The organism is Streptomyces sp. NBC_00986, from assembly GCF_045162565.1.
GTDB lineage: Bacteria > Actinomycetota > Actinomycetes > Streptomycetales > Streptomycetaceae > Streptomyces.
Genome location: NZ_CP108733.1, coordinates 11,204,036 through 11,230,597, shown reverse-complemented (window position 1 = coordinate 11,230,597; position 26,562 = coordinate 11,204,036). Strand labels below are relative to the sequence as shown.

At 70.0% G+C, this 26,562-nt stretch carries 29 protein-coding genes and 2 riboswitches; of the genes, 11 read left to right on the top strand and 18 right to left on the bottom strand.

The genetic code is table 11. The annotated features are described in order from the left end of the window. Positions 1 to 104 precede the first annotated feature (104 nt). From OG504_RS50695 to OG504_RS50685, 3 genes are read right to left on the bottom strand one after another with little or no spacing between them, the layout of a single operon-like run. Positions 105 to 1,061 (bottom strand): GlxA family transcriptional regulator, encoded by a 957-nt coding sequence (locus OG504_RS50695; protein ID WP_405995942.1) that lies wholly within the window; start codon positions 1,059 to 1,061, stop codon positions 105 to 107. Positions 1,062 to 1,109: 48 nt separating this feature from the next. Then, a complete protein-coding gene (locus OG504_RS50690; protein ID WP_366492810.1) occupies positions 1,110 to 1,487 on the bottom strand; it encodes a toxin Doc in 378 nt (125 codons plus the stop codon). Beyond that, positions 1,487 to 1,723, bottom strand: coding sequence for a hypothetical protein (locus OG504_RS50685; RefSeq protein ID WP_405995941.1), 237 nt, complete (start codon positions 1,721 to 1,723; stop codon positions 1,487 to 1,489). Before OG504_RS50685 ends, OG504_RS50690 begins: the two co-directional genes overlap by 1 nt. Positions 1,724 to 1,861: 138 nt before the next feature. Between OG504_RS50685 and OG504_RS50680 the strand changes: the two genes are divergently transcribed. Beyond that, positions 1,862 to 2,641, top strand: a complete 780-nt coding sequence (locus OG504_RS50680; protein ID WP_405995940.1) for an SDR family NAD(P)-dependent oxidoreductase — start codon at positions 1,862 to 1,864, stop codon at positions 2,639 to 2,641. 44 nt (positions 2,642 to 2,685) lie between these two features. Here the strand turns inward: OG504_RS50680 and OG504_RS50675 are convergent, their stop codons facing one another. The 4 genes from OG504_RS50675 to OG504_RS50660 form a co-directional block, all read right to left on the bottom strand. Then, positions 2,686 to 3,480, bottom strand: coding sequence for an ABC transporter ATP-binding protein (locus tag OG504_RS50675; RefSeq protein ID WP_405995939.1), 795 nt, complete (start codon positions 3,478 to 3,480; stop codon positions 2,686 to 2,688). After that, positions 3,477 to 4,490 (bottom strand): FecCD family ABC transporter permease, encoded by a 1,014-nt coding sequence (locus OG504_RS50670; RefSeq protein WP_405995938.1) that lies wholly within the window; start codon positions 4,488 to 4,490, stop codon positions 3,477 to 3,479. Before OG504_RS50670 ends, OG504_RS50675 begins: the two co-directional genes overlap by 4 nt. Continuing rightward, complete coding sequence (locus OG504_RS50665; protein ID WP_405995937.1) at positions 4,487 to 5,548, bottom strand: ABC transporter substrate-binding protein; 1,062 nt, start codon at positions 5,546 to 5,548, stop codon at positions 4,487 to 4,489. Before OG504_RS50665 ends, OG504_RS50670 begins: the two co-directional genes overlap by 4 nt. Positions 5,549 to 5,601: 53 nt before the next feature. Beyond that, positions 5,602 to 5,815, bottom strand: a riboswitch (cobalamin riboswitch). A gap of 123 nt (positions 5,816 to 5,938) precedes the next feature. Then, positions 5,939 to 6,886 carry a LysR family transcriptional regulator gene (locus OG504_RS50660; RefSeq protein ID WP_405995936.1) on the bottom strand — a complete coding sequence of 316 codons (948 nt, stop codon included), beginning with the start codon at positions 6,884 to 6,886 and terminating at the stop codon, positions 5,939 to 5,941. A 128-nt stretch (positions 6,887 to 7,014) separates the two neighbouring features. Here OG504_RS50660 and OG504_RS50655 point away from each other — a divergent pair, with 128 nt between their 5' ends. From OG504_RS50655 to OG504_RS50645, 3 genes are all read left to right on the top strand, one after another. Beyond that, a complete protein-coding gene (locus tag OG504_RS50655) occupies positions 7,015 to 7,818 on the top strand; it encodes an SDR family NAD(P)-dependent oxidoreductase (protein WP_405995935.1) in 804 nt (267 codons plus the stop codon). 130 nt (positions 7,819 to 7,948) lie between these two features. Continuing rightward, positions 7,949 to 8,797 carry a universal stress protein gene (locus OG504_RS50650; protein WP_405995934.1) on the top strand — a complete coding sequence of 283 codons (849 nt, stop codon included), beginning with the start codon at positions 7,949 to 7,951 and terminating at the stop codon, positions 8,795 to 8,797. Positions 8,798 to 8,873: 76 nt separating this feature from the next. After that, positions 8,874 to 9,677, top strand: a complete 804-nt coding sequence (locus tag OG504_RS50645) for an SAM-dependent methyltransferase (protein ID WP_405995933.1) — start codon at positions 8,874 to 8,876, stop codon at positions 9,675 to 9,677. 73 nt (positions 9,678 to 9,750) lie between these two features. On the opposite strand, the gene OG504_RS50640 is transcribed toward OG504_RS50645, so the two are convergent. The 4 genes from OG504_RS50640 to OG504_RS50625 form a co-directional block, all read right to left on the bottom strand. Continuing rightward, positions 9,751 to 10,617: a CbtA family protein gene (locus OG504_RS50640; RefSeq protein ID WP_405995932.1), complete on the bottom strand. Its 867-nt coding sequence runs from the start codon at positions 10,615 to 10,617 to the stop codon at positions 9,751 to 9,753. Positions 10,618 to 10,653: 36 nt separating this feature from the next. Further along, entirely contained in the window at positions 10,654 to 10,872 is a 219-nt protein-coding gene (locus tag OG504_RS50635; RefSeq protein WP_393048529.1) for a CbtB domain-containing protein, read from the bottom strand. A 57-nt stretch (positions 10,873 to 10,929) separates the two neighbouring features. Next, a riboswitch (cobalamin riboswitch) is annotated at positions 10,930 to 11,003 on the bottom strand. Positions 11,004 to 11,128: 125 nt separating this feature from the next. Then, positions 11,129 to 11,473, bottom strand: a complete 345-nt coding sequence (locus OG504_RS50630; RefSeq protein WP_405995931.1) for a hypothetical protein — start codon at positions 11,471 to 11,473, stop codon at positions 11,129 to 11,131. Between the two features lie 49 nt (positions 11,474 to 11,522). After that, positions 11,523 to 11,849, bottom strand: a complete 327-nt coding sequence (locus OG504_RS50625) for a plasmid stabilization protein (protein ID WP_405996623.1) — start codon at positions 11,847 to 11,849, stop codon at positions 11,523 to 11,525. 337 nt (positions 11,850 to 12,186) lie between these two features. Here OG504_RS50625 and OG504_RS50620 point away from each other — a divergent pair, with 337 nt between their 5' ends. After that, entirely contained in the window at positions 12,187 to 13,341 is a 1,155-nt protein-coding gene (locus OG504_RS50620) for a hypothetical protein (RefSeq protein ID WP_405995930.1), read from the top strand. A gap of 12 nt (positions 13,342 to 13,353) precedes the next feature. Here the strand turns inward: OG504_RS50620 and OG504_RS50615 are convergent, their stop codons facing one another. Further along, on the bottom strand, positions 13,354 to 14,181 hold the full coding sequence (locus OG504_RS50615) for a hypothetical protein (RefSeq protein WP_405995929.1): 828 nt from the start codon (positions 14,179 to 14,181) through the stop codon (positions 13,354 to 13,356). Positions 14,182 to 14,314: 133 nt separating this feature from the next. Then, positions 14,315 to 15,139 (bottom strand): DUF427 domain-containing protein, encoded by an 825-nt coding sequence (locus OG504_RS50610; protein ID WP_405995928.1) that lies wholly within the window; start codon positions 15,137 to 15,139, stop codon positions 14,315 to 14,317. A 244-nt stretch (positions 15,140 to 15,383) separates the two neighbouring features. Here OG504_RS50610 and OG504_RS50605 point away from each other — a divergent pair, with 244 nt between their 5' ends. The 3 genes from OG504_RS50605 to OG504_RS50595 all read left to right on the top strand — a co-directional run bounded on the left by OG504_RS50605 (position 15,384) and on the right by OG504_RS50595 (position 17,660). Further along, positions 15,384 to 15,872, top strand: coding sequence for a beta-class carbonic anhydrase (locus OG504_RS50605; RefSeq protein ID WP_405995927.1), 489 nt, complete (start codon positions 15,384 to 15,386; stop codon positions 15,870 to 15,872). A gap of 288 nt (positions 15,873 to 16,160) precedes the next feature. After that, a complete protein-coding gene (locus OG504_RS50600) occupies positions 16,161 to 16,676 on the top strand; it encodes a sigma factor-like helix-turn-helix DNA-binding protein (protein ID WP_405995926.1) in 516 nt (171 codons plus the stop codon). A 177-nt stretch (positions 16,677 to 16,853) separates the two neighbouring features. Next, positions 16,854 to 17,660 (top strand): SAM-dependent methyltransferase, encoded by an 807-nt coding sequence (locus OG504_RS50595; protein ID WP_405995925.1) that lies wholly within the window; start codon positions 16,854 to 16,856, stop codon positions 17,658 to 17,660. A 26-nt stretch (positions 17,661 to 17,686) separates the two neighbouring features. Here OG504_RS50595 and OG504_RS50590 read toward each other — a convergent pair whose 3' ends face one another. Next, on the bottom strand, positions 17,687 to 18,658 hold the full coding sequence (locus OG504_RS50590; RefSeq protein ID WP_405995924.1) for a helix-turn-helix domain-containing protein: 972 nt from the start codon (positions 18,656 to 18,658) through the stop codon (positions 17,687 to 17,689). Positions 18,659 to 18,742: 84 nt separating this feature from the next. Then, the gene (locus OG504_RS50585; protein ID WP_405995923.1) at positions 18,743 to 19,132 is read right to left on the bottom strand and encodes a DUF397 domain-containing protein; all 390 of its coding nucleotides are present in this window, start codon (positions 19,130 to 19,132) and stop codon (positions 18,743 to 18,745) included. Positions 19,133 to 19,340: 208 nt separating this feature from the next. Here OG504_RS50585 and OG504_RS50580 point away from each other — a divergent pair, with 208 nt between their 5' ends. Continuing rightward, complete coding sequence (locus OG504_RS50580) at positions 19,341 to 20,168, top strand: DUF1684 domain-containing protein (RefSeq protein WP_405995922.1); 828 nt, start codon at positions 19,341 to 19,343, stop codon at positions 20,166 to 20,168. A gap of 208 nt (positions 20,169 to 20,376) precedes the next feature. After that, positions 20,377 to 21,357 (top strand): ArsR/SmtB family transcription factor, encoded by a 981-nt coding sequence (locus OG504_RS50575; RefSeq protein ID WP_405995921.1) that lies wholly within the window; start codon positions 20,377 to 20,379, stop codon positions 21,355 to 21,357. 182 nt (positions 21,358 to 21,539) lie between these two features. On the opposite strand, the gene OG504_RS50570 is transcribed toward OG504_RS50575, so the two are convergent. Continuing rightward, a complete protein-coding gene (locus OG504_RS50570) occupies positions 21,540 to 22,940 on the bottom strand; it encodes an NtaA/DmoA family FMN-dependent monooxygenase (RefSeq protein ID WP_405995920.1) in 1,401 nt (466 codons plus the stop codon). Next, positions 22,937 to 24,037, bottom strand: coding sequence for an LLM class flavin-dependent oxidoreductase (locus tag OG504_RS50565; protein ID WP_405995919.1), 1,101 nt, complete (start codon positions 24,035 to 24,037; stop codon positions 22,937 to 22,939). The genes OG504_RS50570 and OG504_RS50565 overlap by 4 nt, the downstream gene beginning before the upstream one ends. Before the next feature lie 459 nt (positions 24,038 to 24,496). On the opposite strand from OG504_RS50565, the gene OG504_RS50560 reads away from it, so the two are divergent. Next, positions 24,497 to 25,276, top strand: coding sequence for an alpha/beta hydrolase (locus OG504_RS50560; RefSeq protein WP_405995918.1), 780 nt, complete (start codon positions 24,497 to 24,499; stop codon positions 25,274 to 25,276). 4 nt (positions 25,277 to 25,280) lie between these two features. Here the strand turns inward: OG504_RS50560 and OG504_RS50555 are convergent, their stop codons facing one another. Next, on the bottom strand, positions 25,281 to 26,516 hold the full coding sequence (locus tag OG504_RS50555) for a 4-hydroxybenzoate 3-monooxygenase (RefSeq protein ID WP_405995917.1): 1,236 nt from the start codon (positions 26,514 to 26,516) through the stop codon (positions 25,281 to 25,283). Positions 26,517 to 26,562 lie beyond the last annotated feature (46 nt).

Sequence of the window (26,562 nt, the reverse complement as noted above, 5' to 3'; positions counted from 1 at the left end):
GTCCCTTCGGTTCCCCACCAGGCTCGCGCGCGGCAACCGTCGCGGACAGTGGCGCGATCGCCACGGTTCAAAAGGATCCCGCCACACCCCGGGACAGGTCCGGGCTACTCCCCCTGCGCGAAGGTCCGCCGGTACTCGCTCGGCGTCGTACCGAGAAGACGGTGGAAGTGCAGCCGGAGGTTCGCGCCGGTGCCGAGACCGACGTCGGCGGCGATCTGCTCGACACTGCGCTCGGACCGTTCGAGCAGCTCACGGGCCATGTCGATGCGGGCGCGCATGACCCACTGCATCGGCGTGTAGCCGGTCTCGTCCACGAAGCGCCGCGAGAACGTGCGCGGTGAGACCGCGGCCTGCCGGGCGAGCGTCTCCAGGGTGATGGGCTCGCCGAGCCGGTGCAGCGCCCACTCGCGGGTCGCGGCGAACCGTTCACCGAGTGGCTCGGGCACACTGCGCGGCACGTACTGCGCCTGACCGCCGCTGCGGTAGGGGGCCGCGACCAGGCGCCGGGCCGCGTGGTTGGACGCGGCCACCCCGAGATCACCGCGCAGGATGTGCAGACACAGGTCGATACCGGAGGCGGCTCCCGCAGACGTCAGCACACTGCCCTCGTCGACGAACAGCACGTTCTCGTCGACCTGGACGAGCGGGTACTTCGTCGCGAGCGCCCGCGTGTAGTGCCAGTGCGTCGTGGCGCGCTTCCCGTCGAGCAGCCCTGTCGCGGCGAGCGCGAAGGCCCCGGTCGAGATCGCGGCGAGCCGCGCTCCCCGGTCGTGCGCGGCGATCAGCGCATCGAGGACGGCCGTCGGCGGATCCTCCCGGTCCGGAAAGCGGTACCCGGGGAGGAAGACGATGTCGGCCCAGGTCAGCGCATCGAGACCATCGGCGACGTGGTACGACAGCCCGTCGCCACCGGTCACCAGCCCGGGCGCCGCACCGCACAGCCGCACCTCGTACGGCATGCTCGCCCGCGTCGTGAACACCTGGGCGGGGATGCCGACGTCGAGCGGCTTGGCGCCTTCGAGCACGAGGACGGCGACGCGACGCAGACGGGCGGTGGACACGGAGACAGCCTACGCAGGTGAACGATCGCGGTATCGGCTCGCCGCAGGTCAGACCTTCCAGGAACGCAACTGGTCGGCCACGGCGAGGACCCCGACCCGGGTGTCGCGGATCTTGCGGACGAGGTCGGAGAGGGCGCCGTAGGGCGGGTCGATCCCCTCACCGGACTGGCCCATGTACTGGGCGGCGACGAACGCGGCGTAGAGGCTGTTGCGGTGCGGCAGCGGCTCCAGGCGCACGATGGTGTGCATGAGCGCGGCCGCCCGCCAGGCGGCGTCCGGGTCGGCCGCGGCGAGGGTCGGCAGCTTGGTCTTGTGCCGGGACACGGCGGCCACGAGCGCGGAGTAGTCGGAGACCGACATGTCCTCGTGGCCGAGGGCGGCCTCCTGGACGTCGAGCAGCCAGGAGACGTCGATGTACAGGTGCATCAGGCGGCCGCGGCCCCGTCACGCTCGGAAGGCGGCACCTCGTCGGGGAAGGCGTCGTCGAACTCCCCGCGCAGCCGCTCGGCCCACACGGACGCGCCGGTGACGAACTGACCGCGCTGCATCTCACGGACACCGAGGTCGTGCAGATACTGCTTGAGGCTCTTCCCCTCGGCCGCGGCGGCCGCGCGCACTCCCTCGAGTTCCTCTTCGGTGAAGGACACATTCAGTGATGGCATGCTGCGATGGTACCTAGTTGGTGCCATCGGTGCGAGGGGCATGCCACCAATGCCGATACGGCAGGGTTACGAAGCTGTCCACCCGCGTCCGACAGGGGCCCGTCCTGCCCGCCCGGGCCCGGCGCCTAGGCTGCGGTAATGATCTCCAGCGACTACCTCTCCGAACTGTTCTCCCTGGACGGCCGAGTCGCCGTCGTCACCGGCGGCAGCTCCGGCATCGGCCGGGCCGCCGCCGGGGCACTCGCGCGGGCGGGGGCCGCAGTGGTCGTAGTGGCACGCAAGGAGCCGGAACTGGCCGCCACGGTCGACGAGTTGACGGCGGAGGGCTGCCGGGCGGCGTGGGTGAGCGGCGATCTGGGCACCCGGGACGGCGTCCGGGCCGCGGCGGAAGCGGCGGCCGAGGTGTTCGGCGAGCCGGACATCCTCGTGAACAGCGCCGGCGTCAACTTGCGCCCGCCGATGGGTGAGTTGAGCGAGGAGGTGTGGGACACCACGATGGCCCTGAACCTGGAGGCGCCCCACCTCCTGGGCCGGCGCTTCGGCCCCGGCATGGCCGAGCGGGGTTTCGGCCGGATCATCCACATCACCTCCCAGCAGGCCCACCGGGCGTTCGCGCAGAGCGGCGCCTACGGGGTCTCCAAGGGCGCGTTGGAGTCCCTGGCCCGCTCACAGGCCGAGGCGTGGTCCCCGCACGGCGTCACCTGCAACACCCTGGTCCCGGGTTTCGTGATGACCCCGCTCAACGAACGGCTGTCGTCCGACCCGGAGATGGTGGCGGCCCTGGCCGCGCGCACCCTGATCGGGCGCAACGGCCTTGCCGAGGACTTCGCGGGCGCGACGGTGTTCCTGGCGAGCCGCGCCTCGGCCTATGTCACCGGTCAGTCGGTCTTCGTGGACGGCGGATTCTCCGCCCACTAGCCCGACACCGGCTGGACGTCGGCCAGTTGGGAAGCCACCCACCGCTACGACGCCCCGCTCCCCCGCCGCAGAAACCGGATCACGGGATGCCCAGGCTCGTGGCCGATCTCGGCGCGGACACCGTAGACATCCTTGATGAGGGCCGGGGTCAGGACCTCGGTCGGGGTCCCCTCGGCCACCGTGCGGCCGGTGTCGAGGACGAGCAGGCGGTCGCAGTACATCGCCGCGAGGTTCAGGTCGTGCAGGGCGATCACGGTGGTGACCGGGAGGTCGGCGACCAGGTCGAGGAGGTCCAACTGGTGCTGGATGTCGAGGTGGTTGGTCGGCTCGTCCAGCAGGAGTTCGCGGGGTTCCTGGGCCAACGCGCGGGCGATCTGGGCGCGTTGGCGTTCGCCGCCGGAGAGGGTGTGCCAGGACTGGGCGGCCCGGTCGGTCAGTCCGGCGCGTTCGAGGGCCTCGGTGACGGCTCGGGCGTCGGCGGCCGACGCCGGTGACCAGGCGCGGCGGTGCGGGATGCGGCCGAGGGCGACGACCTCGCGGACGGTCAACTCGGTCTGGGTGTGCGTGTGTTGCTCGACGGTGGCGATACGGCGGGCGGTCGCGCGGCGCCCGACTTCGGGGAGCGGGCGCCCGTCCAGCGTGACGACTCCGGTGGAGGTGGGGAGGACCCCGGCCAGCAGCCGCAACAGGGTTGATTTTCCTGATCCGTTGGGGCCGAGCAGGCCGACGGTCTCTCCCGGTCGCAGGACGAGCGTGACGCCGTCGACGATGAGTTGGCCGTCGGTGCGGCGGGCGACCCGGTCCGCGTGCAGGCCGGACTCCGGGGCGGGGGTGCTCATGTCTTCCTCCGGCCCCGGTGCAGCACGACCACGAACGCGGGTACGCCGATCAGTGACGTCACCACCCCCACCGGTACCTCCTGGGGATCGACGACGGTACGGGCGAGGGTGTCCACCCACACCAGGAAGACGGCTCCGGTCAGCGCGGTGACCGGCAGCAGTCGTACATGCCCGGAACCGGTCAACGCGCGGGTGACGTGCGGCAGGACCAGGCCGACGAAGCCGATCGCCCCGGCGCAGCTGACGAGGACGGCGGTGAGCAGGGCCGTGGCGCACAGCAGGATCAGCCGGGCGCGGGCCACGTTCACGCCGAGGCCGGCTGCCGCCTCCTCGCCGAAGGCGAACGCGTCCAACGTGGTGGCATGGCCGAGGCATACGACCAGGACGAGGGCCAACGCGCCCGCGCACAGCACCACTTGACCCCAGTCGGCGCCGGAGAGCGAGCCGAGCAGCCAGAACAGCACGCCCTTGGTGGTCTCGGCGTCGGCCGACGTCAGCACCGTGAACGACGTGAGCGCGGAGAAGAGTTGCATGGCCGCCACGCCGGACAGCACCACCCGGTCCATGCTCGCGCCGAGGCTGTGGCTGAGCAGCATCACCAGCCCGAAGGAGAGCAGCGCACCGACGAACGCGCCCGCCGACAGCGACACGGCCCCGCCGCCCACGCCGAGCACGACGACAGCGACCGCCCCCGTGGACGCCCCGGAGGACACGCCGAGCACGAACGGGTCCGCCAGCGGATTGCGCAGCAGGGACTGCATGACCGCACCGCACAGCGCGAGCCCGGCTCCGCAGACGGCCGCGAGCAGTGTGCGGGGCATGCGCAGGTCCCAGACGATGCCGTCCCGGAGCGGGGCGAGCGAGCTGTCGCCGCCGCCGAGGTGGGCCGCGACCGACGCCCACACGTCGGCCGTGGAGATGTCGGCCGGACCGATGGTCACCGCGAAGGCCACGGAGACCAGCAGCGCGACCAGCCCGCCGCCCGTCAACATCAGGGTGCGGAGAGTCACTTGGCGAGTCCGAAGTCGCGCAGGCCGGCGGCGACCTGCTCGATCCCTTCGACGGTGCGGACGGAGGGGTTCATCGCCTGGCCGCTGAGCAGGATGTACCGCTTCTTCTTGACGGCGGTGAGGTTGCGGGTGGCGGCGTTGGTCTCCAGGAAGTGGATCTTCGCGTTGGCGGTCTCGGCCGTCTGCGACTTACGGGTCAGATCGCCGAGGACGATGACGTCGGGGTCGCGGTCGGCGACGGTCTCCCAGTTGATCTGGGGCCACTCGTCGTGGGTGTCGGAGAAGGCGTTCTCGGCGCCGACGGTGCGGGTGATGGCGCCGGGGGCGCCGCAGCAGCCGGCCAGGTAGGGCGACTGGGAGTTGGCGAACCAGTACATGAGGGAGGTGCCGGAGGCGTCGAGGCCGGCGGTGGCCTTGGTCACCCGCGCCTTCAGCTGGGCCACGAGCTGGTCGCCGCGCGCCTGCACGCCCATCGCGCGTGACAGGTCGCGTATCTCGCCGTAGACGCTGTCGAGGGTGAGCGGTGTGCTGCGCGAACCGTCGCCGCCGCTGTCGTTGTCCTTGCCCGCGCAGTCGGACGGCGAGACGTACGTCGGCACGCCCAGCTTCTCGAACTGTTCGCGGGTCGCGACTCCGCCCTTGCCGAGCGTCGAGACGAAGGAGGCGGTGACGAAGTCGGGTTCGGCGTCGAGGACCTTCTCGAAGGAGGGCGCGTTGTCGGCGAGGCGCGGCACGGTCGCGTTCGCCTTCTCCAGGCCCTTGAGCACCGGGTCGGTCCAGGTGGCGGTACCGACGATGCGGTCGGCGAGGCCGAGGGAGAGCAGGATCTCGGTGGTGCCCTGGTTGAGGGAGACGACCCGATCGGGGGCCGACTTCAGGGTGACCTTCTGCCCGCAGTCGGTGAGGGTGAGCGGGAAGCCCGCGGCGGACTTCTCCGTCTCGCCGTCGGCACGGTCGCCGTCCGATCCGCCGCACGCGGTGAGCAGCAGGGCGGGCGCGACGAGGAGTGCCGCGGTGCGGCGGCGCAGCGGGACGGGGGCGGTACGGATCACGGGCATGCCTTGCCTGTCGGGGCTCGAACGCGGAGCCTGGCCTACGAACTCCCCCTCGCCGAGGGCGAGAAGGCGCCAGCAGGTCTTCGGACTCGGGTTCGTCCGGACGGGGCGCCTTCCCGGCGCGTCACACACCGGCTCCTTCGGCCGGCCCGCGTCGCCCCAGTGGCGTCTGATGCCCCGCCCGTCCCCCTCACCGCTGCGCGTCAGTTCCGGATTTTCACCGGATTCCCTGGCCTCGGTTGTGGCACGACTGGCCCGCACAACCTATCAAGATCGGCGGTCGGCTCCCGCTGCGGGGTGCGGTGGGAAGGTGCCGCCGTACGGACCGCGACGCAGAAGGCGGCGCACGGCAGAATCAGCGCGGCGACGAAGTGGCGGGCGATGCCGATGCGGTCACGTCGCGGTGCGTACGTCCTTGCCCGGTGCGGTGTTGTGCCGCGCCGCACGAAGCCCGACGGCCTCACGGCGGAGCGCCTCCACCGTGGCCGTCACTTCGGGAGCACGGTCGCGGACCGTGACGGCGACGGTGGCGCGGCCGAGCCAGGCGGGGTCGTCGACCTGGACGGTACGCACGCCCGTGGGGACGGCCGGGGCGGTGAGTTCGGGCAGTACGGCGATGCCGAGACCGGCGGCGACAAGTCCCAGGCGGGTGGGCCATTCGCGGGCGGCGTAGGCGATCCGCGGGTGGTCGAGCGTCGGCCAGGCGCCGAACTGGGGGTCGTCGCGCAGGCCCTTGCCGACGATCCAGGCTTCGTCCCTCAGGCCGGTCACGGGGACGGTTCCCCGGCCGGCGAACCGATGGTCGGCGGGCACGGCGAGCAACAGGCCGCCGTCCAGGAGCAGTTCGCGGGAGAGTCCCTCGAAGTCGTAGGCGGGCAGGTCCGGTCCCACGCCGATCACCGCGATGTCGATGCGGTGGGCGCGGAGTTGGCGGAGCTGCGTGGGAGAGGAGGCCTCGCCCAACTCGACGATCAGGCCCGGGTGTTCGTCGCGGAGGCGGGCCAACGCCCTGGGGACGAGCACGGCGGCGGCCGCCGGGAACGCGGCGACGGCGACGCGTCCGGTGAGGTGGTCCTGCAGCCCGGCGAGGTCCGTACCGACCGCGTCGATCTCGTTGAGGACCGTCGCGGCTCGGCGGGCGAGCACCGTGCCCGCCGGCGATGGGGCAACCCCGCGGGCGCCCCGGACGAACAACGGCGCGCCCGCGGCAGTTTCCATCGCCGCCACCTGACGGGACACCGCCGACTGCGTGTATCCGAGCGCGTCGGCCGCGGCGGTGAACGATCCGGTGTCGACCACGGCCTGGACGACACGCAGACCGATGAGGGTGAATTCGGCCATGCCGACATCCTGACACATTCCAGGAACGCATGTCTCATGTGCGAGATCATCGCTGGTGGAATGGCTGGCACGGCAGCACGATGGAGTGGCAGGAGCAAGTGATCCACCACCCACAGGGAGCACTGATCATGGCGAAGACCTGGTTCATCACGGGGAGTTCAAGGGGGTTCGGCCGCGAGTGGGCGGAGGCCGCGCTCGAACGCGGCGATCGTGTCGCGGCGACAGCTCGGGACGTCAGCCGACTGACTCCTCTGGTCGAGCGGTACGGGGACGCCGTACTGCCGATGCCCCTCGACGTCACCGACCGTGCCGCGGTGCATGCGGCGGTGGGGCGTACCCACGCGCGTTTCGGTTCGCTGGACGTCGCCGTCAACAATGCCGGCTACGGGCATTTCGGCATGGTCGAGGAATTGGAGGAGGACGAACTCCGGGCTCAGATGGAGACCAACTTCTTCGGCGCGGTCTGGGTCACTCAGGCCGTACTGCCCTTCATGCGGGCCCAACGATCGGGCAGGATCCTGCAGGTCACCAGTGAGGGCGGCGTACGCGCGTTCCCAGGCATCGGTGCGTACCACGCTTCCAAGTGGGCTCTTGAGGGATTGTCGGAGTCCCTGGCGCAGGAGGTGGCAGCCTTCGGCATCCACCTCACCAATGTCGAGCCCGGCCCCTACGCCACCGACTGGCTGGACCGCGGCGCCCGGCACAGCGAGCCGCACCCGGACTACGCCGAGGTCCGCACGGCCACCGCACCGGATTTCGAGGTCGGCGACCCCCACGCGACCCGCGACGCGATCCTCCGGATCGTCGACGCGGACAAACCCCCACTGAGGATCTTCCTCGGCAGGTCCTTCACCGATGTCGCCGCGCTGTACGAGGAGCGGTTGAGCACTTGGCGCCAGTGGCAGCCGGTCTCCCTGGCCGCTTTCGGCTGAGCAATGGCTCAAGCCCATTCACCGAACAGGCCGTTCGGCTTCTCTCCGGTTCCGTCCGACCCCTGTGCGGCACGCCCCGTGCGGCGGATCGTAGGGTGCCTCGACTCGTACGCGTGGAGGTCCAACGGCCATGTCCCAAACGATCGTTGTCGGTGTCGACGGTTCCCCGGACGGTCGCGTCGCGGCCGACTGGGCAGCGACGGAAGCCGAGTTGCGTGACCTTCCCCTGCGGGTCGTACACGTCTCGACGCTCCCCGACGATCAACTCCTCACCACCTGGCCCTACTTCCGCGAGCCCTCTCCCGACGCTCTCGTCACGTCGCTCACGAAGGACCACCCCGAACTTCGGGCCGAGGTGGTCACCCTCACCGGGGAGGCCGTGCCGACGTTGCTCCCCCTGACCGCCGAGGCCGACTGCACGGTCCTCGGGCTGCGCGGTACGGGCGGTTTCGCGGGCCTGGCCCTCGGTTCCGTGGCCCACGGGGTCGCCGAGCGCTCCGAGCGGCCGGTGGTGCTGGTGCCGAGCGGGTTCGTCCACAGCCGCCGCGGGCGGTCACCGTACGGTGTGACGCTGGGCGTCGACGGCGGCGAACTGCCGGGCGCCGTCGTCGACTTCGCCTTCGACGCCGCCTGCCGGCGCGACACCGGCCTGCACGTCGTACACGCCTGGCGGCTGCCCTCGCCCGCCGAACACTGGATGCCGTACGCGCCGCCCGAGAAGGACCGGGGCCGCTGGGAGGACCAGGAGACGCAACGCTTCTCGGACGCGTTGCGGCCCTGGCGGGAGAAGTATCCGCATGTGGGTGTCTACGAGGATCTCCGCCTCCAGAGCCCGGCGGCCGCCCTGGTCCAGGCGTCGGCCACTGCCTCGGCGGAACTGCTGGTGACCGGCCGCGCGGGCCGGACCCTCGGGCCCACCCTGCACGCCGTACTGGAACACACCGCGTGCCCGGTGGCCGTAGTCCCGCACCGCACATGAGAACAGCTCCGCCCGTTACACTCGCGGGCCTGAACTCGCCTCGTGAAAAAGGCCGTTGGGCAACAGGAGAACCGAAGTGACGGACGCAGGATTCAGCGCGGACGACGTGGACACCGGCAGACCCCAGTCGGCCCGCATGTACGACTACTTCCTCGGCGGCAAGGACAACTACCCCGTCGACTGGGAAGCCGCCGAGAAGGTCATCTCCTTGTTCCCCGCCGTCAAGCAGATGGCGCGGGTGAACCGCGATTTCATGCACCGGGCCTCGCGGCTGCTGGCGGAGCGGGGAATCAGCCAGTTCCTGGACATCGGCACCGGAATACCCACCCGGCCGAACCTTCACCAGGTGGTCCAGGCGATCAACCCCCGTGCGCGCGTGGTCTACGCGGACAACGACCCGATAGTCCTCAGGCACGCCGAGGCGCTTCTTCACAGCACGCCGGAGGGCAGCACCACCTACATCCAGGCCGACGTGCGCGAGCCGGGAAAGATCCTCGCGGCGGCGAAGGAGCAGCTGGACTTCGAGCAGCCGATCGCCCTGTCGCTGGTCGCGCTCCTGCACCTGGTGGCGGACGAGGACGACCCCCATCGCATCGTGGGTGAACTGCTCAACTCCCTTACGTCCGGGAGCTACCTGGCTCTGTCCCACGCGACGGGCGACTTCGATCCGGAGACCTGGGAGCGCGTCGTCGAGGTCTACCGCAGGGGCGGCACGCCCGCCCAAGTGCGGTCACGTGCCGAATTCACCGGTTTCTTCGAGGGACTTGAGCTTGTCGCCCCCGGCATTGAACTCGCCGCAGGCTGGCACCCCGAGCCCGGAGCACAGTCCGGCGAAGCCGACCGGATCCCGCTGTACGTCGGAGTCGCCCGCAAACCGTGAGACCCAAGTCATAGAACGAGCGCGGTGATCGCATCGATCACCGCGCTCGCCGTGGAAGAGGTGGCAGAAGCCGTTACGCCGCGACGGGGTCCGGCTCCTGCGTCGGCGTGGTGGCGTCCGGGCGCGCCGGGTTGAGGAGGCGTTCGGCGAGGGGGGCGAAGATCAGGCCGAGGGCCGTCCAGAGGATGAGCTGCGCCGCGACCGAGTAGAAGCGGAAGTTGAAGAGCACGTCGGCGGGGAAGCCCGGGTAGACGATGTTGCCCTTGTCGTCCTTCAGCGGCAGTGGTGTCTCGGTGGCCTGGTTGCCGAAGTTGGCCTTGTTGTACGAGAGATGGCCCAGCTGCGGCAGGAGCAACATGACGATCCCGATCGCGACGACGAACGCGGCGCCGGCGAGGAGGGTCGCGTTCCAGTTGCCGAAGCGTGCCTGGAGGTGCTTGCCGAGGTAGACGGCGCCCGCGAGGAAGGCGACGGAGCACACGACCATGATCAGGTACAGGGCGCTGCGCTGCTGGATGGTCTCTTCGTGACCGATCGCGGGCGGGTTGGCCGGGTACTTCAGGAACGGCACCAGGTACATGCCGAGGAACCCGCCGCCGGCGACGAGGAGCGCCAGGTTGCGTGCCCGCAGCCCGCCGGTGCGGCCCAGGCAGACGGCGTAGGCGACGGCGAACAGGGCGCCCATCGCCATGCCGAAGAAGATCATGCCGACACCGATGCCGACGTTGGCCTGGATGGTCCGGCTGAACAGGTCGGGGTCGGCGGCCTCGACGGGCAGGCCGGCCGCCTTGTCCAGGGCGTTCTGGGCGGCGTCACGGCCGCTCTCGTAGTCGATGGCCTTGGCGATCTGCGGCTCGGCGAAGATGCGCGCGAACACGAAGGCGAGCAGGCCCGCGACTGCGCCGGCGAGTATGCCGCGCAGTATGAGCTTCTTTTCCATGTCGAGTTGTCCGTACGTCCGGGTGCCGGCGGAGGGTCAGTGGCAGGGGAAGCCGAGGAAGTGGCGGGCGTCGTGGACGAACTCGTGGACGTGCATGTCGTTCCCGAACACCGACACGGCGCCCTGGTCGACACCGACGAAGTAGTAGACGGCCAGCGCGATCAGCGCGGTGCCGACCAGCCAGACGATCGACTTCGAGACCGGCAGGACAACCGGCGTGGACACCGGACGGGAAGTGGAAATGCTGCTGCTCAAGGTGAGCCCTCCTTCGGGATCGTGCGTCCCTTGCGTGTACGGGCGAGTGAAGGTTCAGTGTCTGACTCGCCCTCCACCTACCGGCGGCGGGCTCACAGTGGCGCGACCGTGCTGGATTTCCACCAGCTTCCTTATGCCATCACTACAGGGGGAGAGTACGGCGCGTCTCTCCAGGGCGTCAATCAGGCCCGTTGGCCGTACTGCTCCTGACAGGACCGTCCCCACGCGAGGAGTTGCCCGGCAACACCCCCTCCCGTCACCGCTTCGACGTGAGCCTCAGGTCGACCTCCTGTTCCTGGTCCCCGGACGCCGTGCCCTGCTCGTCCACGCCGAACGCGACGCTCAGCGCTTCACGCAGCTGGCCGACGGCGACGTAGCCGCCCTGGAGCGTGGCGGAGACCGAGCCCTCCAGGGGGATGGGGTCGGTCGGGATCCATTCCTGCGTCGGTTCGAACTCGGCGGTCCATACGGCGGCGCGGTCGCCCGGCTGTTCCTGGGGCACGTCGTCGGCGGGCCGGTCGGTGGGGAACGCCGTCCGCAGGACGCCGAAGACGGTGGCGGCGTCCTCCTTGGACGCTCCGGTGAGGGACACGGTGGCCATCGGGGTCACTCTCCTCGGGGTCATTGGGCAGGGCGAGGGTCGGCCGGATTCAGTAGCCGAGGGCCTTCGCGAGTTGCTGCTTGTTCATCGACGAACGGCCGTCGACACCGCGCTTCTTGGCCTCCGCGTAGAGCTGGTCCCTCGTCGGTCCCTGCGCTCCACGGTGGGAACGCTCGCCGCCGCGCTGCGGGGCGGACTTCGGGTCCCGGGTGGACGTCCTGCTCGCGGTCGCGGACTCGCCGGCGCGGGCACGCTCCTTGTTCACGGTGCGCGCGGCGATCTCCTTCGCCCTGCCTTCGGAGACCCCTCGTTTCTCGGCGCCTTCCTTGATGTGCTCGTACTGACGCTCGCGCTTCGCGCTGGAACCTCGCGGCACGGCGCTCACCTTCCTTTCCTCGCGGACGGGGCTCGGCTCGGCGGGACCCGACCCGTTTTCCGGCGATTTCCCAGGTACCCGCCGTCCGGTGCTTCTCACGCGGGCCCCGGAACACGCTGCTCCCATCTGATGTGCGGCCCGCGCGCGGTGCGAGCAGACAGCCACCGAACGGATGAGCGTGCGGGCCCCGCGGAGGTTCCGGGCGGCGGGCCGGGGTCACACGGGTGGCGTACTCGCGTGGCGTGGTGGCGGGCGGCCGCCTAGTAATGGACTGGATCAGCTTGTTCATCGCGCATCGGGGGGCGATAGCAGCATCACCCTCTTCATGGAGCCGAGCATGACCATCCGCTCTTTCTCGCCCAGCCCGGACCGACCCGACATACCTCACGGCACCGCGGCCCACGCGCTCACGCCCTCCGACGGAGGGCCGGCCGACCGAACGCCGCCGACGTCACGTCCGTCACAAGAGGGTTCCGCCCAGACCGGCCCCGAGGGCGAGAACGTCGATCCGATGCACCGCCTGGTGCAAGCCGCCATCGCCGACCGGCCGCTCGACGAGGTCCTCCAGCTCATCACCTTGCTGGAGCAGTCACCGAAGTACGCGCAGGCCACCGTCGACGCCCTGCGGGCGGTCGGTGAGAGCCGGTCGGTGGAGGACGTCACGCGTCTCGTGACGCTGCTGACCCAGCCGCCGCGCAGTCCCGACTGTGCCGACGAGGCGATCCGCGCGGCCGCCGAGAACCGGCCCGTGGAGGACGTCACCCGGCTGATGGCCCTGTTGCAGCGGGCTCCGCTGGAGCCGCACTGCGGCGAGGAGGCGGTACGGGCCGCGGCCGGCCGGCCCGTCGAGGAACTCGTCCAGTTGATCGGCCGCCTGGCCGAGGAACAGGACGCGTCCGCCCCGGGCCCGGCGGCCGAAAGGTCCACGGCTGCACTGCACGAGTCGCCCGGACAGACCCCGGCGGACACCCACGAGCCGGAACCCGCGGGTGACCGTCCGGCCGCTCGTCAGCGCCGGGCACGACGTCCGCGTACGACGACCCGCCGCGGCGCTCCCCCGGTCTGGCCGAGGCTGATCGCGTCGGCGGCGCTCATCCTGTGCGGGCTGTCGTACTTCCCGCTGCACCGTGACGGAGCCTCCGCCACTGCCTACGGGTTCGCGCTCGGGGTCTCGATCCTGTGTGTGCTGCTGGCACCGGCGCTGGTCCTCCAGGGCGGCCTGTTCGTGCTGGCCGTGTCCGTGGTGGTGCCTGCCGCGCTGGCCGCCCTCCAGTTGTTCGACGGGCGGTTCCACTCCTCACGCCTCTCCCAGGCCTTGCGGATCACCGCCGCGCCGCCCTGGTTCGCGGGGCTGATCGCAGTATTCGCCGCGTTGGCGGCGCTCACGGCGCTGCTCGCACTGCTCGCCTCGCGGAGGTTCGGCCGGCAGCTGGACCTTCCCGGTCCTCCCGATCACCGGGCGCTGGCCGACGCGAACCAGGCGCCTCAGTAGGGTCGGTCCCGCTCAATTCGCGGTGGCGTCGGAGCTGTTCTCGGCGTCACCGCTCGCTGACGGCACGCTCGACGCCGAGGCCACGGGGCTGGAGGCGGCGCTGTGGCTCGGTTTGGCACCGGAGCCGGCGCTGGTCTCCGGCTCCGCGCTCGCCGACGGCGAGGCGGTGCCGCCCGAGTACGACCCCGAACTGCTGGACGTGAGCGGCGTGGGCGTCGGACTGTGTGCGGGTGAGCTCTTTCCGGCCGACCCGCCGCCCAACGACGTTCCGTTGCCGGACTCGTTTCTGACCGCGGCCGCTATCGGCTTGCCCAGGATGAGTTCGCCCGCGGTCACGGTGACCATCGCCAGGGCGAACACCAGGCCTGTGGCGAGGGCGTACTTCTTCCACCCGATGGACTTCCAGAAGGATCCGGACGTGGTCCGGTAAGTGGTCACCGACTCGTCGTCGGCTGAGGCGTCGGCGGGATCATCGGAGGGGGCGTCGGACGGTGACGCGGCACTGGCCGAGGTGCCGTCCCGTAACGCGAACGCCGCCCGGGCGTCGGCGCGTTGGACCTCCCGCTCCTCACTCGGTGTCAGGGCCATCGCCACCGACGGCACCCTTCTGCGGATCCCCTCCCCCGTCCGTCGGAAGGCGTGCTGGAAGACCGCCGCGCCGGTGGTGGCGCTGGCGCTGACGACGGCGGCGCCGATGATCGTCCCGGCCACCCCCAACAGGGACGCGATCACCGCGCCCACCACGGTGGCAAGCGCACTCGCCACCACCTGCACAGCGGTCAGATCGAGCACCTTGCGCTTCGGCTCCTGCTTCTTGTCATCCTTTTTGTGACTCTCCATCAATGTCCTTCAATATCCTTTGACAGTTCCGGAGCACGACAGCCATCGAAGAGGCATGTGCAAGGTGTCGACTGCCCTGTCGGCGGTGTTTCACCTCAACTGGAAGCAACAGGGCTGGACTTCACCGGTGCCGTCAGTCCGACGACTGCCCCGAGAGCGCCTCGGTGAACGGCGTGACCGGGCGTTCCACGGCCTCCCCGTCCACGAAGATGTCCACCGCCTCGTTGTAGAAGGCGAGCAGATCCTTCACGGCGCCGACCGCGGGCAGCGGTTCCGGATAGCTCCAGACGATGTTCGGCGGGACACCGGGAACGCCGGCCTCGCCGCGCCACGACCAGTACGCGGCGGTGCCCTTGTAGGGGCACCCGGTGCTGTGGTCGGTCGGCTCGAACAGGCCGAGGCGGACGTCTTCGCGCGGGATGTAGTACCGGGTCGGCAGGCCGGTCTCGAAGAGCAGGACCGGGCGGTGGGTGTCGGCGACGACCGTGCCGCCGATCTCCACCTTGACGTGACGGCTGCTGAGGATGGCGTCGACCCGTTTGTGCGGGTCGCGGGGATGGATGAAGATCTCTTCCTCCTCCTCGTACCAGTGGTCCAGGCCCCGCCCGACCCGCCGGAACCACTCGAAGGCGATGTACCCGGCCAGGTCGTCGGCCGGGTAGGTCCAGGCCGCGTTCTCCACCAACTGGCCGGCGATCTCAAGGTCGTAGAAGACGCGTGATCCGGTGTGCGCGCCGGTCGGGGGGTTCTGAGCCGGGCGGAGCAGGTCCTCGCGGACCTCGTCGCGCGGGAAGGCGTACGTCGGTACGGGTACGGCCGGCTCCCATACGAGGACGGGGTGCCTGCTGTCCACGACGGTGGTGTCGCCCTTGAGGCCGCGTACCCAGCGTGGGCTCGGCTCCCAGAGGAGGCCTTCGGGGGTGGTCCTGACGTCTCGTGCGGTGGGGAAGGTGCTCATGACCGTTGCTCCCTGATCCGTAGGTCGTGCGGCCGGCCAGGAGGCCGGTGCGGCTGACCACTGCTTGCCAGTTTGCGGTGGCGGAGGGTTCACTGGGCGGGTGCAGACCTTCGCCACCACGCTGACGGGCTTCTGGCCCTCGCGTCGTGTCCACGTCTTCGACGTGTTCTGTTGCCGTGCGCTGTCGTCCCCGACTCCCGCACAGCACGTCTAAGAACACACGAGACGAGAACCGAGGTCCACCATGTCCGTGACCGATGAACTGCTCGCCAACAACGCCCGTTACGCCGAGACCTTCGAGGGCCCGCTTCCTCTTCCGCCCGCCAGGCACCTCGCCGTCGTGGCCTGCATGGACGCCCGGCTCAACGTGTACGCGCTCCTCGGCCTGAACGAGGGCGAGGCCCACGTCATCCGCAACGCGGGCGGTGTCATCACCCAGGACGAGATCCGCTCGCTCGCCATCAGCCAACGGCTCCTGGGCACCGAGGAGATCATCCTCATCCACCACACGGACTGCGGCATGCTGACCTTCACGGACGACGGCTTCAAGGCCGCGGTCGAGGAGGACACCGGCATCCGCCCGTCCTGGGCGGCGGAGGCCTTCACCGATCTGGATGCCGACGTACGGCAGTCGATCGCCCGTATCAAGGCCGACCCCTCCATCGTGCACAAAGACAACATCAGGGGATTCGTCTTCGACGTGGCCACCGGGAAACTCAACGAGGTCGGCTGAGAACCATCCGGCCGAGCTGATCGAAAATGATCGAAGGAGATATAAGACGCCCCTTTAGTCGCTGAATCGGATCGATCCGCGTCGGAATTGGGCGCCCTCTGACCGCGATGTTCAGTACGCAGAATGACTTTGCATGGAGGGCCGGGACAGCTCAACTGCCCGGCCCTGCGCGGTAGTTTCCTTTCGGGCCCATAGAGGACCCGTCCGGGAAAGCGCTCTATCACATCCCGGGGGACGAAGCAGATCGACAAGGAAACAACCAAATGGACCAGCCGATTTGTCGAGGGTGTGACTTTCCCCCTTTCCGCACCCGAAATCGCGGCATTGCGCACCGGGATCGACTCCCCGTCATCGGCGGTTGATCCGGTGATCGCGGATCTCGGCTTCGCGGCCTTCGCCGAACGGAACCGCCCCCGCTACACGCTCTACGCCAGGGCTCGGCTGTCCGCGGTCGCACGTTCCACGGCGGTCGTGGAAGCCACGCTGGTGTCCGCCCACGAACGCTGGCAGTGGCTGATGTGTCAGCCCTGCCCCGCGGCCGAGGTCTGGGAAGAACTCCGCCGTCAGGTCGAGCGACGGGGCGAACGTGCCGCAGTGCAGGACCCGGTCCTGACCATGCTCTATCAGCGACTCCCCAACGCGTGCGCGGACAGTGTGGTGTTGTGCCGCCGACTGGGATTCTCCCTCGCCGAGGCGGCCGAGTTGATGGGCGTCGAGCCGTCCGCGGTCGAAGCTGCTCTCGCCGCCGCGCGGCGGACCTTCCCCCAACTCATCGATGCGGAGGCCCCCTTGAGGCATCGCTGACCCCTCCGGCGTCCCTCCCGGCGTACGCGGTCTCCTTGCGGACGCTCCGATCCGCCACCTTTCGCCAACCTGCGCCACGGTTCACCCGAACCAGCGGTGGTGTGGCCGCGTGCCGCCCTCCTAGGATGGGCAACTCCACTTCGGATGGGGCGGATTCGGCGAAGGGACGGACCGTTGGTGGAGCACAATCATGTCGATCTGTCGTTGCCCAGCGCGGCGCGGATGTACGACTGGCTGCTCGGCGGCAGCAACAACTTCGAAGCAGACCGGAATGCCTGCGAGTTATTGCTGGAGGTGGCGCCCACCTCGCGTGAGATCGCGCTGAACAACCGGTGGTTCCTCCAGCGTGTGGTCCGGGTGCTGGCCGAGCAGCACGGGATAAGGCAGTTCATCGATTTCGGGTCGGGCCTTCCGACGCAGCGCAATGTGCACCAGATCGCGCAGGAGGTCGACCCCGAGTCCTACGTCGTCTATATCGACAACGATCCCGTCGTCCTGTCGCTGGGCCAGTCCCTGCTCGACGAGAACGACAACACGGCGATCCTGTCGGTCGACATGACGGACACCGACACCATCTTCGGCCACCCGGACTTCACCCGGCTCATCGACTTCACCGAGCCGACGGCCGCCCTGTTCATCTCCGTACTGCACTGCCTGCCGGACAGCGCCGGGCCTAAGGCCTTTGTGGAGCGGGTGGTTGACCAGCTCGCGCCGGGCAGCTTCGTCGTCCTGTGCCAGCTCGTGAGCGACGACGCCAAGGTCCGCGACGACGTCACCGAGCTCATGCGGGTCCAGACCGGGGGCAATTGGGGCAGGGTCCGGGAGAAGGCGGACGTCGACGAGATCTTCGACAGGCTCGTTGTGGAGGACCCGGGGCTCGTCGACGTGACCGACTGGCGGCCCGACTCCGAGCTCCAGCAGCGCCGGCGCAGCATCGAGTGGACGGAGTACGGCGGGCTGGGAAAAGTGCCGCCCCGGCAATAGGCCCGACTCACGGACAGCGACAGCAGCTAGGAGTACCGCGCTACGGCCTCGTCCAGCATCCGCCGGCTCTCCATGGGTGAGGCACACGCCTCGCCCTGGATACGCAGCAGGAGTTGGAGGTGCCGCTCGAAGTCGTTCTCCTTCGTCGGCCAGGGTTTCGCCCGCTCCTCGGCGCTCAGCGCGGGCTTGTTGTAGTAGTCGGCCTTGCGGTAGCCCTCGACGTAGACGAGGTCGGGCAGGCCGCCGCGGCCGAACTGGAGGTGGGCCATGCCGCCCGCCATCGACGCCTCGTTGCCCGCGATCATCCGGTCGAGGAGCACGAACCGGACGGTGATGTGCGGGAGTCGGGCCATCTCCCGGAGGTGGAGCATCTGGTCGCGCATCACCTGGTCCGAGCCGGCCCGCCGCAGGAGGACGGACTCGTCCATGAGAAACACGCAGCGGGGCGGCTCGGCCTGGCCGAACACCCGCTCCTGCCGCTCCCGGCGCATGGCGACCCGCAGCGCCATCTCGGGGCTGTCCCACTCCGTGAGGTGCAGGCCCGTGCGGAGGATGCAGCTCGCGTACTCGGGAGTCTGCAACAGGCCCGACACCAGGCGTACGTCGTACGTGGTGAGCCCGATGGCGACGGATTCGAGGCCGAGGAGCCGCCGCAGGTAGTCGGGGGTGCAGTCGTCGAACCTGTTCTGGAACCATTCCGGTTCCTGGGCGCGGGAGAACAACATAGACAACTTTTCCCGTGCCGGACCGTCGAGTTTCAGATAGGCCATCACCGCTTCGACCGTGCGCCTCTCGGGCGTGGAATCGGCATTCTCCAGGCGGCTGATGGTCGAGTTCGAAACGTGGGTGGCCTTCGCCAGTTCTTTCTGCGTCAGACCGACCTCGTCGCGCAAATCCTTGACGGCGAGACCGAACATGATGGTGGCCGCCGTCTTTGTCGTGTCCGGCCCGGCGGTATGCCGGGCCGGACGATTGATCGAAATAGGATCCGGGTACACGCCTTCTCCTCGCAACAGGCAGTCACCTTCACATGATGACACGCCCGGGCCGGAGGCGTTGCCCGAACTTATGTACTCCGAGGCCTAGTTGGGAGTACCGAGGGCATCGAACTCCCCCTTCTTCGCACCGTCGAGGAAAGCGCCCATCTCCTCAGCGGTAAAGATAAGTGCGGGTCCGCCGGGGTCGGTCGAGTTTCGTACGGCCACTCCGCCCCGGGGCAGTGCGGCCAGCTCAAGGCACATGCCGTTCGCTTCGGACATGCGGCTCTTCACCCACGTTCCCGGGATGAGGTTGGCGGCCATTCCGTTCGTGAAGTTCTCCATCAGGGACGAACCCTCTCCGTTCGACAGACCCACTTTTCCGGCCTTTTCCGTCGCGGCCCCGAAACCGCACAGGTGGAAGCCCCATGAAATCCCGTCATGCAATTTCATGGCTCGACGTGAAGGAAATGCTAGCGGCTGGAAATCGAACAATGCCGTCCCACGTACGGGTGGATGGTGTCCCGCCGGGTGGTACGGGTGGCGAAGGAGCGCGCGCTGGTCCGCTCCCGGTCCGACGTGACATGAAGAGGTGACATGAAGCTGTCACACGCGGACCGGAATCCTCCGCCGGGCGGCCGGGGTTGGCACGGGTACGACCCCGCTTCGAGGCCGGGCCTCGCACGACGAAGGAGCGACGACCATGACCGTTGACCTGACCACGACCGACCTCCAGGCCTTCACCCAGGACTGGCTGGAGTGGTACCGCGGGCAGGAGGAACGACTCGCCGCTCCGCACGGTTTCCTGGCGATCACCGGGCTGCACTGGCTCGACGACCGGCCGCAGCGCTTCCCGGACGCGCCCGGCACCTGGTGGACCGACGCCGACGGGGTCTCCGTGGCCCTCGGCGAAGGGGAGGAACTCGTCGTGGAGGGAACGCCGGTGCGAGGTGAGCACCGCTTCGGCGTGCTGCCCGAGCGGGGTGGGGTGAACGCGGTCTGGGGTGATGCCGTGATCGAGGTGGCCAAGCGGGGCGGGAACGACATCGTGCGGCCCCGGCATCCGGACGCGCCGCTGCGCACCGCCTTCGCCGGTACGCCTGCCTACGCGCCGGATCCCCGTTGGGTGGTCCGGGGGCGGTACACCGCCTTCGAGACGCCGCGTCCGACGACCGTGGGCGCGGCGGTCGAGGGGCTGGAGCACGTGTACGACGCGCCGGGCCGGGTCGAGTTCGAGCTGGACGGGCAGTCGTTGGCCCTGACCGCGTTCCCCGGGCGGGGGCCGGGCGGACTGCTGGTGCTCTTCACCGACGCGACCTCCGGGGTGACCACGTACGCCGCGAACCGGGCCCTCGCGCCGGCCCCGCCGGACGCCGACGGCACGGTCGTCCTGGACTTCAACCGTGCGACGAACCTGCCGTGCGCCTACACCGACCTGGCCACCTGCCCGTTGCCGCCGGCGGAGAACCGGCTGCCGGTGTCCATCGAGGCCGGGCAGAAGACGCCCCGTGAGCGGGGAGGACTGGTCTGACCGTCGCCCCGGCCGCGTCCACGGCACCGCCGGGCCGCAGCCGGGCTCACTGAGCCCGGCTGCTCGCCGACACGCGGTACCACCATCCGTTTCCACCTTCGACAACCATGCGCACCCCTCAGTCGTCCCCCTTAATGACGCGCTGGTTCTCGCGCGGCCGTACCCCCCACCGACACTGCACACGGACGACGCGCAGGAAAGAGGCCGCATGCTCCGTATCCACTTCACCTCGCAGGACCTGCAGAGCATCCGGGTGGCCCGCCGGCCCCACGCTCTCTGGGAACTCGTGTGCGGAGTCTGCCGGCTGGACACGCGGCAGGGGGCGCTGGAGTTCGGGCACTGGCGCCGGTCGGTGCGCGAGGGGCTGGCGAAGGATCCACGGGCCCGACGGGCCCTGTTGCCCTTGCAGACGCTGATTCCCCCGGTCGGCTACATCCCCGACTTCCTCACGCCGTCGGTCACGGGCGGCGGTCTGGCCGTCGGCCTCGACCAGGTGCGGGGCACCTCCCGCGCCCGGCTGACCCGTGAGCTGTCCCGGCTCGCCGAGTCGCGTCCGCTGCCGTCCTGGGTGTCCACCCTCAACAGACCGGGCGCCAAGGCCTTGGGGACGCTGACGCACGCCCTGGAACTGTCCTGCAAGACGCTGCTCGAACCGTACTGGCCCCGCATCCAGACCGCCGTCGGCAACGATGTCGAGCTCCGGTCGCGCGCACTCCTCGACGGCGGCACGTCCGCGCTGCTCAACGCCCTTCGCCCACACGCCCGTTGGCACGCTCCGGTGCTCGAGGTGGACTATCCCGTCGACCGCGAGCTGTACCTGGAGGGGCGCGGCCTGCTGCTCATCCCGTCGTACTTCTGCTGGCGCAGGCCGACCGCGCTCGCGGATCCGACGCTCGGGCCGGTGCTCGTCTACCCGGTCGCGAAACAGCCCCTGGAGATCGTCCGGGCGAGCAGGGACGGGCTGGAGCGGCTGCTGGGCCGTACCCGGACGGTCGTCCTGGCGGATCTGGTCCGCCATGGGGCGCGTACGACGTCCGAGGTGGCCACGGCGGCCAACATCGCGCTGCCCAGCGCCAGTTACCAGCTCGGCGTGCTGCGCGACGGAGGCCTGATCGCCAGTCACCGGGAGGGCCAGTTCGTACGGCACTCGGCAACTCCCTTGGGCCTGCGCTTACTTGACGAGCGGTGACCGGACAAACCTCGCCGGTGCCGATTAGAAGGGTTTCGAATTCATTGCTGCCATGTGCCCCGCACCGCCATCGTTTGTGACGGTCGCCGTGGGGGTCACGGCGGCGCGGGGCCGGGACGACCCGGGCGCGGTGGCCACCGGACACAGGGGGACGGTGGGCACCGCGCCCGCGGTGTCGGGGGTCAGCCCGCCCGGCGGCGGTCCGTCGTGGTGCGGTGGGTGAGGGGAGCGCGCAGGTCCAGGTGCTCGCGCAGGGTCGTACCGGTGTACTCGGTGCGGTAGACGCCGCGTTCCTGGAGTGCGGGGACGAGGTGGTCGACGATGTCGTCGAGGCCGTCGGGGATCAGGTATGGCGTGACGTTGAAGCCGTCGACGGCGCCGTGCCGGACGAAGTGGGCGAACTTGTCGGCCAGGCCCTCCGGGGTGCCGACGTGGCCGCGCTGGGGGCCCAGCGCGATGACGGTCTCGCGCAGCGACCACCGATTCGCGTCGGCCTTCTCCCGCCATTCGGCGACGACTTGACGGGGATCGGCGATCCGCCGTGCGCCGAAGGAACCGTCGTTCTCGGCGACGACCGGGTCCTCCTTGGGCAACGGCCCGTCGGCGTCGCGGCCGGAGAGGTCGATGCCCCAGAGGAGTCCGGCGATGCCCAACGCGGTTGCGGGGGTGACCTGTTGGAGGCGGATCCAGCGCTTCTTCTCCAAAGCCTCCTCCTCCGTGGTGCCGATGATGATCTCGGTACCCGGGAGGATGCGCAGGTCGTCGTCGGGGCGGCCGACGGCCCGAAGCCGGCGTCGCAGATCGTCGGCGAAGGCGAGCGCGTCGTCGAAGTCGTTGCCGTGCGCGGAGAAGATGACGTCGGCGTTGCGGGCGGCGAAGTCCCGGCCCTCGCCGGAGTCCCCGGCCTGGAAGATCACCGGGTGTCCCTGGGTGCTGCGCGGCAGGGTGGGTGCCAGGTCGACGTCGAACTGCGGTCCCTGGTGGCGGACTTGGCTTACGGCGCCAGGCGCCGCCCAGGCCGGAGCGTCCGTGGAGCCGGACACGGCCGTGTTCTCCCAGCTGTCCCAGATCGCGCGGGCGACGGTGAGGAACTCCTCGGCGCGGTGGTAGCGGTCGGCGTGGTCGAGATAGCCGCCGCGGCGGAAGTTGGCGCCGGTCCAGGCGTTGTCGGTGGTCACCACGTTCCAGCCGGCCCGCCCCTCGGAGAGCAGGTCGAGGCCGGACAGGCGGCGGGCGAGGTCGGCGACTTCGTTGAAGGTGGTGTTGGACGTGCTCACCAGGCCGATGCGGTCCGTCACGGCTGCCAGCGCGGCGAGTTGGGTGATGGCGTCGGGCCGTCCGGCGACGTCGAGGTCGTGGATCTGGCCGTCGACCTCGCGCAGCCGCAACCCCTCCCCCAGGAAGAACGCGTCGAACAGGCCCCGCTCGGCGGTCTGCGCGACGCGCCGGAAGTTGGCGGGGTCGATCTGGGAACCGCTCGCCGGATCCGACCAGACCGTCCAGTGGTTGACGCCCTGGAAGAAGACACCGAAGTGGAGTTGGGCATCCGGACGGGGGACGTCGAGGGGGTCGGTGCGGGTCATCGGACATCCTCCTGCGCGGCCGCGGCGGCATAGCGGTTGGCGGGCCGGTCGAGACCCAGGTGGGTGCGCAGGGACGCGCCGGGCAACGGGCGTACGGCGTGACGGCGTTCGAAGAGGTGCGGCAGGACGAGCCGGGACAACTCCGGGAGGTCCTCGTCCAACACCAGGGGATGCAGGCGTACTCCGTCCACCACGTCCCTCAACTCCCGCAACAGCGCGGCGAGTCCGGCGGCGGAGCCGATGTGGCGCAGGCGTCCCCGGTCGCTCCAGGTCCCATGCTGCTCGAGGTCGGCGACGCGTTCCTCGGCCGCGGCGTGGGCAGTGTCGAGGGCGACTTCGACCTCGGCGAAGGTGCGCGGCGTTCCGGCACCGGACGCGCTCGCGGTGACGGCTGCGAGGTCGCGGCCCGTGACGAGGGCGACATCGAGTTGACCGCCGGGGACGCGCTCCGGGCTGCCGAGCACGACGAGTTGGCCCTGCGGCGGACGCGGCACGATCGCCGGGCCCTTCACCGTGTAGGTGTCGCCGGTGAAGTCGACGTAGTGCAGCCGGTCGCGGTCGAGGTAGCGGCTGGTGGCGACGGAGCGGATGACCGCGTCGTCCTCCCAGGAGTCCCACAGATCGCGGACGACCTCGACACCGTCACGGGACTCGCGGGCTCGTGCCGCGGCCCCGTCGACGAGCGGGCGCCCCCAGACGGAGGCCGCCTCGGGCCGTGCCTCCTCGCTCACCACCCACCCGGCGCGCCCGACGGAGATGTGGTCCAGGGACGCCAACTGGCTTGATACGTGGAAGGGTTCGGCGTACGTGAGCGGCACGACCGGCGCGATGCCGACGACGCTCGTCGACGCGGCGATGAACGCGGCCCGCTCCACCGCACCGATCCGGCCGACCACGTCGGTGCCGTTACCGGGCGGGAGCACGCCGTCGTCCAGGGTGAGCAGGGTGAACCCGGCGTTCTCCGCCGCGGCGGCGACACCGGCCACCCGGCGTGGGCTCAGCAACTGGTCGGGAGAGTGGGCGGCGCGGCGCCAGGCCGCGGGATGGGCGCCGTCACCGTCGATTTCGAGGGCGAGCCGCAGGGCGGGGCCGGACATGGGAGTTCCTTCCGAGAACACGTCGAGACGGTCGGCCCGAGGGGACCGACAGGGGTCAGGGGCGTGCGGAAGGACAGACGGCGGAGGCGGTGCGGCAGTAGTCGACATGCCGCCGGATGATCAGCCACGCGCCCGGGACGGCACCGTGGGGTGCGGCGTCGCGTACGCGCATCGGGGCCTCCACCCGTCCGGGAACGATCGCCTCAACCTTGGGCGTCGGCCCGGGAAGATGTCAAGAACATTAGATGTACGCGCATGCAGCAGAGCCGAGGCGGAAAAGCGTTGGCCGCGACGACAACCGTCTTGCTACCTTGCCGTTGGCCGTGAACACCGCACGAGGAGGTGAGACCCATGAACGCAGTTTCCAGGTGGGTGCTCCCCCTCTTTTCCACGGTTGGGCCAGCGGCATAGGTGTCGCCGGGAGCGCCTCACAACAAGGCGATCCCGAAAGGCAACACCATGAAACTCACACACCATTCCGTGCAGTTCACCTCAGAGACATCGTCGAACGGTGTCCTCGTCCGCGACTTCACCGTCGGCGGGCTGACCGGCGCGCTCTGGTCCCCCGCCGCCTCCCCCTCCGAACGCGCTCCCCTGGTCCTGATGGGCCACGGCGGCGGCACCGACAGCAAGGCACCGGCCATGGCGGGCCGTGCCGAGCGCCTCGTGAACGGCGGCGGCTTCCACGTCGCCACCATCGACGCACCCGGCCACGGCGGCCGCCCGCGCACACCGCACGACGAACGCGAAATCGCCCTGATGCAAAGGAAGATGGCGGCGGGCGAACCGGTCGGCGACATCGTCGTCCGCTACAACGCCCACCTGGCCGAGCGTGCCGTACCGGAGTGGCTGGCGACCCTGGACGCCCTTCAGGAACTCCCGGAGATCGGCACCGAAGGACCCGTCGGCTACTACGGCCTCAACATGGGCACCGCGATCGGCGTACCGCTGACGGCCGCCGAACCCCGCATCACCGCCGCGGTGTTGGGCCTCTTCTGGTACGACGAGTCGCTCGCCGAGTCGGCGCGGCGGATCACCGTTCCGATCGAGTTCGCGCTCCAGTGGGACGACGAACACATCCCCCGCCCGTCCGGTCTCGCGCTGTTCGACGCCTTCGCCTCGAAGGAGAAGTCGTTGCACATCAACTCGGGCAGCCACAAGGAACTGCCCAGGTTCGAGGCGGACAGCGCGGTCCGCTTTTTCGCCCGGCACCTGACCGTCAACGGCCTTACGGAGTAACCCCTCAACGCGGCTGCGGCCCGGTGCCCTCTCCGAAATCCATGCCCGTCATGAGTTCGGAGAAGGCGCCGGCCGCGGCAGCGGACGTGAAGAGCCGGTCGAGTCGGGCGCGGGCCAAACTGCGGTGAAAGGGACCGGAGTCGGTGGCGTCGCCTGCGTCATGGAGCATGCGGGTCATCCAGTGCGAGAACTCCTGATCGCTCCAGACGCGGCGCAGACACCGCTCCGAGTAGGTGCGCAGGGCGGTGTCGTCGTGGTCGTGGACGGCGTCCCGGGCGGCTCGGGCGAAGAGATCGGCGTCGTAGAGAGCGAGGTTCATGCCCTTGCCGCCCATCGGCGAGACGATGTGCGCCGCGTCGCCGACGAGAAAGAGACGGCCGTACTGCATCGGATCGTGGACCAGGCTGCGGAGCCGGAAGATCTCGCGGTCGGTGATCGGGCCGGAGACGAGGTCCGGGTCGCCGAGCCGGGTGCGCAGCGCGTCCCAGACGCGGGCGTCGGACCACGCGTCGGGGTGGTCGTCCGGCGGACACTGGAGGTAGTAGCGGCTGGCGTACGGGCCGCGCGGGAAGTGCGCGGCGAAGCCCTGCGGGCTGACGGCCAGGAGCGGGTGGGCGGGCGGCGGCGCGTCGGCCATGACCGTCAGCCATCCGATCCCGTGATCGAAGGCGTACGGCGTGAGGGCACCGTCGGGGACCGCGCTGCGGCTGATGCCGTGGTCGCCGTCGCAGCCCGCGACGAAGGAGCAGGTGATCGTACGGAGGTCGCCGTCAGCGGTGCGGTAGCGGACGGCGGGGCGGTCGCCGGTCAGGTCGTGCAGGGAGACGTCGGCGGCCTCGAAGCGCAGGTCGCCGCCGTCCTCCAGGTACGCGGCGGTGAGTTTCTGGACCAGCATCTGCTGGGGGCAGAGGCGGGCCGTGGGGCCCTCGGAGCCGTCGTAGTCGTTCACGAGATGTGTCTCGCCGTCGACGCGGAGCTCCAGGATGCCGTCGTGCGGGACGCCGCCCAGGACGCGGTCGGCCAGCCCCCAGGAGTCGAACATGCGGACGGCGTGGGTCTCGACGATGCCGGCCCGTTGGCGTTGTGCCACGTACTCGCGGGTCTGCCGTTCCAGGACCACGCAGTCGATCCCGCTGCGCCGCAACAGGTTCGCGACGGTGAGCCCGGCCGGGCCCGCGCCGATCACCACCACGGTCGCGGATTCCGGCGGCTCGCTCAACTCCCGTGTGCTGTCAGCCACTTGACCACCTCCGGAATCACCCTACCGACGATCGGGGCCAAGCCGA